The organism is Nocardiopsis sp. TNDT3 (assembly GCF_003427465.1).
Taxonomy (GTDB): domain Bacteria; phylum Actinomycetota; class Actinomycetes; order Streptosporangiales; family Streptosporangiaceae; genus Nocardiopsis; species Nocardiopsis dassonvillei.
Genome location: NZ_QPFC01000984.1, coordinates 1 through 6,183 on the forward strand (window position 1 = coordinate 1; position 6,183 = coordinate 6,183).

The following is a 6,183-nucleotide window of genomic DNA, read 5'->3' on the forward strand; positions in this document are numbered from 1 at the left end:
AGGACTGCACCATGGAGCTGAGCACGCCGCCCGGGCCGACCTCCACGAACTCGGTGACCCCGGCCTTGTGCAGGTGGGCGACGCCGTCGGCGAAGCGGACGGCCTCGCGCACGTGCCGCACCCAGTAGCCGTGCTCGCGGACCTCCTCCCCCGCACGGGCTCCGGTCAGGTTGGACACCAGGGGGAGGACGGGCCTGTGGTAGGAAACGCGTTCGGCGGCGCGGGCGAAGGCGCCGAGCATGGGGTCCATGAGCGGGGAGTGGAAGGCGCGGGAGACCGTCAGCCGCTTGGTGCGGCGGCCCTGCCGGGCGAAGTGGTCGGCCAGGGCGGCCACGGCCGTCTCCTCCCCGGACAGCACGACGCTGTCGGGCGCGTTGACGGCCGCGACGGAGAGCTGTCCGCCGGAGCGGGCGACCGCCTGGCGGGCCTCCCGCTCCTCGGCCTGGACCGCGACCATCGCGCCGCCCTCGGGCAGGTCCTGCATGAGCGCACCGCGGGCGGCGACCAGGGCGGCGGCGTCCTCCAGCGTGAACACGCCCGCCACGTACGCGGCGGCCAGTTCGCCGATGGAGTGGCCGACGACGTGGTCGGGGACCACGCCCAGCGACTCCAGCAGCCGCACCACGGCCACCTCGACCGCGAAGACCCCGGCCTGGGTGTAGAGGGTCTGGTCCAGCAGTTCGGCCTCGGCGGTGCCCTCCCGCGCCCACATCACCGTGCGCAGCGGACGCGGCAGGTGGCGGTCCAGGGCGTCGACGGCCTCGTCCAGCGCACGGGCGAAGGCGGGGTGGGCCTCGTACAGGCCGCGGCCCATGCCCAGGCGCTGGGATCCCTGACCGGAGAAGACGAAGGCCACGGAGCCGCCCGTGTCCGCGCGCCCGCGCACGAGGGCGGCGTCGGGGCGCCCCTCGGCCAGGGCGTCCAGGGCGGCGGTGAGGCCGCCGGTGTCGGAGGCCAGGACGACGGCGCGGTCCTCCAGGCGCGCGCGGGTGGTGGCCAGGGCACGGGCCGTGGCCACCAGGGCCGCGTGTTCCCCGGGGCCGCCCTCGGGTTCGCGGCCCGGATCGGTGGCCGGCGCGGCGCCCAGGTGGGCCGACAGGCGCGCGGCCTGTGTCCGCAGGGCCTCCTCCCCTCGCGCGGAGACCACGAACGGCAGGGTCCGCGGGGCCGGGACGGGTCCGCTCTCCCGCGCGGAGGCCGGGGCCCCGGTGTCGGCGGCCTCTGCGGGCGGCGCCTCCAGGATGACGTGGGCGTTGGTTCCGCTGATCCCGAAGGAGGAGACCCCGATCCGGGCGGGCCGGCCCAGGTCGGGCAGCGGGTGCGCCCGGGTGGCCAGGCGGACCGCGCCGGAGTCCCAGTCCACGTGGGTCGAGGGCTCCTCGGCGTGCAGGGTGGGCGCGACGGTCCCGTGCAGCAGGGACTGCACCGCCTTGACCACACCGCTCACCCCGGCCGCGGCCTGGGTGTGGCCGATGTTGGACTTGAGCGAGCCCACCAGCAGCGGGGCCCCGCGCTCTCCCCCGTAGGCCTCGATGAGGGCCTGGGCCTCGATGGGGTCGCCCAGGGTGGTCCCGGTGCCGTGGGCCTCGACCGCGTCCACCCCGTCCGGGGAGATTCCGGCGTCGTCCAGGGCGGCCCGCACCACGGACACCTGGGAGGGCCCGTTGGGCGCGGTGAGCCCGTTGGAGGCGCCGTCCTGGTTGACCGCGCTGCCCCGGACCAGGGCGAGCACGCGGTGTCCGTTGCGCCTGGCGTCGGAGAGGCGTTCCAGGACCAGCGCGCCCGCCCCCTCGGCGAACCCGGTGCCGTTGGCCCCCGCGCCGAAGGCCCGGCAGCGGCCGTCGGCGGACAACCCCTGCTTGCGGCTGAACTCGGCCAGCACTCCGGGGGTTCCCATGACGGTGGCGCCGCCCACCAGCGCCAGGGAGCACTCCCGCTCGCGCAGGGCGCGCACCGCCAGGTGCAGTGCGACCAGGGAGGAGGAGCAGGCGGTGTCGACGGTCAGCGCGGGACCCGCCAGGCCCAGGGTGTAGGCGATGCGGCCGGAGGCCACGCTGGGCATGGTGCCGGTGAGCAGGTGCCCGTCCTCGGGGGCGTCGGAGAGCCGGGGGCCGTACTCGGCAGCCATCAGCCCCACGTAGACGCCAGTGGGCGTCCCGGCCAGCGAGGAGGGGTCGATCCCGGCGCGTTCGAGGGCCTCCCAGCTCAGTTCGAGCAGCAGGCGCTGCTGGGGGTCCATGGCGGCGGCCTCCTTCGGGGAGATCCCGAAGAACGCGGCGTCGAAGTCGGCGGCGCCCTCCAAGAAGCCGCCCTGGTCCATCGCGGACAGGGGCTCGGAACCGCCGAGCACGGCGTCCAGGTCCCAGCCCCGGTCCTCGGGGAAGGGCCCGATCGCGTCGGTGCCCTGCTCCACCAGATCCCACAGACCCTCTGGCGAGTCCACTCCCCCCGGCAGCCTGCACCCCATGCCCACGACGGCCACGGGGTCGCTTCTGCGGTCCAGTTCCCGGTTGCGGCCGCGCAGGCGCTCGTTCTCCTTGAGAGCGGAGCGCAGCGCGGCGACGAGCTTGGTGTTCTGAGCGCTATCGGTAGCCATCAGCCGTCTCCTGTTCACCGTCGGACGCGGCCCCCTCCCGGCCCAGGGCCAGGTGCAGGAGGTCCTCCACGTCCATGTCGTCGATGCTGCTGCCCGCGTCACCGGGCTCCGTCTCCGGTTCGGCGTTCCCGGACCTCCGCGCGTCCCCGGGTTCCTCCGGTTCGGCGGGGAAGAGCAGGCCCTCCAGGAACCGGGCCAGGGCTCGCGGGGTGGGGTGGTCGAACACCGCGGTCGCGGGCAGGCGCAGGCCGGAGGCGGCGCCCAGCCGGTTGCGCAGCTCGACCCCGGTCAGGGAGTCCAGGCCCAGCTCGCGGAAGGGGCGGTCGGCCGGGACCTGGCCCGCGTCCTGCCGGGACAGGACGAGCGCGGTGCGCTCGCGCACCTCGGTGAGCAGCAACCGTCCGCGTTCGGCCGGGGCCAGCCCGGTCAGACTCCGCCGCGACAGCGGCGGCTCCCCGCCGCCGCCCGTGCCCGGGTCATCCTCCCCGGCGGGTCCGGCGAGCTCGCGCAGGATCGGCAGGTCGGCGCCGTCCCCCAGGTTGAGCAGGGCGGGAACCAGGACGTCGCCCCCCAGGTAGAGGGCGGCGTCCATCTTGGCCAGGGCGCGGTCGACGGGCATCGGGAGCAGTCCGGCGCGGCCCAGGGCGCCCAGGTCACCGCCGTCCAGGTGGGCGGTCATCCCGCTGGCCTCGTCCCACAGGCCCCAGGCCAGCGACAGGGCGGGGAGCCCGCGCTCGCGGCGCAGGCGTGCGAGCACGTCCAGGAAGACGTTGGCCGCCGCGTAGTTGGCCTGCCCCGGGCTGCCCAGGGTCCCCGTCACCGAGGAGAACAGGACGAAGGCGCCCAGGTCCAGGTCCGCGGTCAGCTCGTGCAGGTTCCAGGCGGCGTCCACCTTGGGCCGCAGCACCGCCTCCAGCCGTTGGGCGTCCAGGGACAGCACGGTGGCGTCGTCGAGCACCCCCGCCGTGTGGACGACGGCGCGCAGCGGCCGCTCCCCGGGCAGGGAGTCGATCAGGCGGGCCAGCGCGTCGCGGTCCGCGGCGTCGCAGGCGTGCACCTCCACCTGCGCGCCCAGGCGCCGCAGTTCGTCGGTGCGCCCGTCCTGGCCCCGCGCGGCGGCACCGCTGCGGCTGATCAGGGTCAGGTGGCGCACCCCGTACCCGGTGACCAGGTGCCGGGCCACCTGGTGGCCCAGGGTGCCGGTGCCCCCGGTGACCAGGACGGTGCCGTCCTGGGGGAAGGGCGCCGGGACGGCCAGGACCACGGCCCCGTCCGGGTCGGTGGGTGCCAGGTGCGCGTCACGCAGGTCGTGGACGTCCACCGGGAGCGGGCTGAGGACACCGGAGGCGAACAACTCCATGACGCGGGTGAGCATCTGCCCGACCCGCTCGGCGTCCACGTCCGCCAGTCGGAAGGCCTCGTAGCCGCGCCCCGGGTGGTCGGCGACCGGGGGTTCGGCCCCGTCGCGGGGACCGGTCCCGGTCATCTCCACGAACCGGCCGCCCACTCCGCCGCCGTCGGAGGGCGCGACGAGCAGGCCCATCAGGGCGTCGACACCGTCCCCGGCACGCGTGTCCAGGACCACGTCCACGCCCCTGCCCCCGTTGGCCTCGCGCACGGCGGCGGCGAAGCCGGGGTCGCGGCTGGAGGCCAGGCAGTCCTCGGACAGCCCCAGGCCGACCAGCAGCGGCCACTGGCGCGGGTCGGCGGTGGCCAGGACGTGGGCGCCCATGTGGCGGGCGAGCTGCACCGCGACCGGTCCGGCGCCGCGGGCCGCGTCGTGCACCAGGACGCTCTCCCCGGGGCGCACGGCCGCCAGGTCGACCAGGGCGTGGTAGGCCGTCAGCGCGGGGAACGGGACGGCCGCGGCCTCCTCCAGGCCCCACTCGCGCGGAACCCGTGCGAGCAGGCGCCGGTCGGCGACGGCCGTCGTGGCGAAGGCGTCGTCGAACAGGCCGGTGACGCGGTCGCCGGGGACCAGGTCGTGCACCTGCGCGCCCGTCTCCAGGACCACGCCTGCGCCCTGTGCGCCGGTGCGCCGGACGGAGGCCTCCACGTCGGGGGCCGCACCGGCGGCGCGGACCGCGACACGCACCTGGTGCCCCTCCAGCGGCGCCGCGGCGGCGGGTGCCGCCGACAGAGCGGAACCGTCCGGGCCGCCGACCTCGATCCGCCAGGCCGGACCGGGCGGCACGGGGACGTCGTCCGCATGCGCCGGGACCAGGCGCGGCGCCAGGACCCGACCCGAGCGCAGGGCCAGCTGAGGCTCGCCGAGCGTCGCGGCCGCGGGCAGGACGCGGTGGGAGTCCTCTGACCCGTCGGAGTCCACCAGCACGAACCGGTCGGGATGCTCGCGCTGGACCGAGCGCAGCAGGCCCCACACCGGTGAGGCCGCCGGGCCGCCCAGCCGGTCCTCGGGAGAGGTGGACACCGAGCGCCAGGTCACCAGAACCAGGCGGGCGTGCGCGAACCGGTCCTCGGACAGCCACGTGCGCACGGTGTCCAGGACCGCGTGCAGCCCCTCGTACACCGAGGAGGGGACCGGGTCGTGGTCGGCGTAGACCGCGCGCGGGGGCAGCTCGGCGTAGACGGTGTCGGGGACGGGCGCGTCGGGGGCCAGGTCGCCCAGGGCGGCCAGTCCGACGGGCACCCGCGCGGCCGGTTCCGGCGCCGGAACCGGGTCCCAGCGCACCCGGTAGAGCCCGGGCTCCTCGTCGGGGGCCGGGGGCAGGTCCTCGGCGTCGATCGGGCGCAGCGCCAGCTCGTCCACGCCGACCGCCAGGTCTCCCCGTTCGTCGAAGGCGGTGAGACGGTGGCGGTCGCCGCCCAGCGGCTCCAGGACCACGCGCAGCTCGGCCGGCGGCGGGCCGTCGCGGTCGGGGACGCGCATCCCGCTCCACGCGAACGGGACCAGGGGCGGACCGTCCCGGCTCTCGCCGAAGAGCAGCACGGCGTGCAGGGCCGCGTCCAGCAGCGCCGGGTGGGGGCCGCGGAAGGCTCCCCCGCGGTGCCCCTCGGGCAGGGCGACCGTGGCCAGCAGCGTGTCACCCCGCCCCCGCCACACCGATCGCAGCCCGCGAAAGACCGGCCCGTAGGCGTAGCCGCGCCGCGCCAGCCGCCCGTAGTCCTCGTCATACCCGAACGGCGCCGGGGCCGCCTCCGGCGGCGGCCAGGCCCCCGCGGACGGAGCCTCCCCGCCGGTGTCGGGTTCCAGCGCGCCCGAGGCGTGCCGGGTCCACTCCCCCGCGTCGGGGCCGCGCGAGTGCACGCTCACCGCGCGGCGCCCGCGCGCGTCGGGCGCGGCGACGGTCACCTGCACGGAGGTCTCCCCGCCCCGGGGCAGGATGAGGGGCCGCTCCAGGGTCAGGTCGGCCACGGCGGCGGCGCCGGTGTGCGCTCCGGCGTACAGGGCCAGTTCGGCCAGCGCCGTCCCGGGCAGGACGACCCGGCCCAGGAGCCGGTGGTCGCGCGTCCAGGGGTGGGCGGCCTCACCGATCCGGCCGCCGAACACGGTGCTGCCGTCGACCAGCTCCAGGCCCGGTCCGTCCAGCAGCCGCGGGGCCGCGGCGGGGGCCGCCTCCGGGGCG

Annotated in this window: 2 protein-coding genes; both read right to left on the bottom strand. The window is 76.9% G+C overall.

The window, feature by feature from the left end; all coding sequences use genetic code 11:
• Positions 1-2,596, bottom strand: a 2,596-nt coding sequence (locus DQW06_RS22600; RefSeq protein WP_157983570.1) for a type I polyketide synthase, incomplete at its 3' end; no start/stop codon positions are given.
• Positions 2,583-6,183, bottom strand: a 3,601-nt coding sequence (locus DQW06_RS22605; RefSeq protein ID WP_232833122.1) for an SDR family NAD(P)-dependent oxidoreductase, incomplete at its 5' end; no start/stop codon positions are given. The genes DQW06_RS22605 and DQW06_RS22600, both read right to left, overlap by 14 nt.